Raw genomic sequence first — 550 nt, 5'->3', positions numbered from 1 at the left:
TCCTCCAGTGTGTTTTCTTATATTTTACACACCTTATTTTTATTGTCTAGTTCAGTGTAACCTATCCAGAAAGAAATGAATTTAATAGAGCCAATTCAGAGGGCTTTAAAAACTGAAGGATATACAAAAGCTACAGATATACAAATCAAGGCAATACCAGCATTACTAAAGGGACAAGATTTGTTAGGATGTGCTCAAACTGGAACTGGTAAAACCTATGTTTTTATAAAGACTATGTTTGAATTAAATAAAAGATATGGATGGACTAAATTTATAATTGTTGTCCCTAGTATAGCTATAAGGGAGGGTATTAAAAAATCTTTTGATATGACAGAAGATCATTTTATGGAACAATATGGCAAGAAGATTAGGAACTTTATCTATGATAGTAGTGATTTAACTGCCATAGATCAATTTTCTTCTAGCGGAGATATATATGCTATGATAATAAATACTCAAGCTTTTAATACTTCTATGAAAGAAGTCTTGTGGTATTAAGTCAAGTGATAAGTAGATTTGTTTTCATTGCTTTCATAGATTTTAGGCCGCA

Annotated in this window: 1 protein-coding gene; it reads left to right on the top strand. The window is 30.7% G+C overall.

Going from position 1 to position 550, the window contains the following annotated elements; all coding sequences use genetic code 11:
• The first annotated feature begins 75 nt into the window (after window positions 1-75).
• Window positions 76-498 carry a DEAD/DEAH box helicase gene (locus tag ACFO3L_RS00005; protein ID WP_465253947.1) on the top strand — a complete coding sequence of 141 codons (423 nt, stop codon included), beginning with the start codon at window positions 76-78 and terminating at the stop codon, window positions 496-498.
• Window positions 499-550 lie beyond the last annotated feature (52 nt).

Source organism: Enterococcus eurekensis, assembly GCF_042654605.1.
Classification (GTDB): Bacteria; Bacillota; Bacilli; order Lactobacillales; family Enterococcaceae; genus Enterococcus_I; species Enterococcus_I eurekensis.
This window is presented reverse-complemented; position numbering and strand designations above follow the sequence as displayed.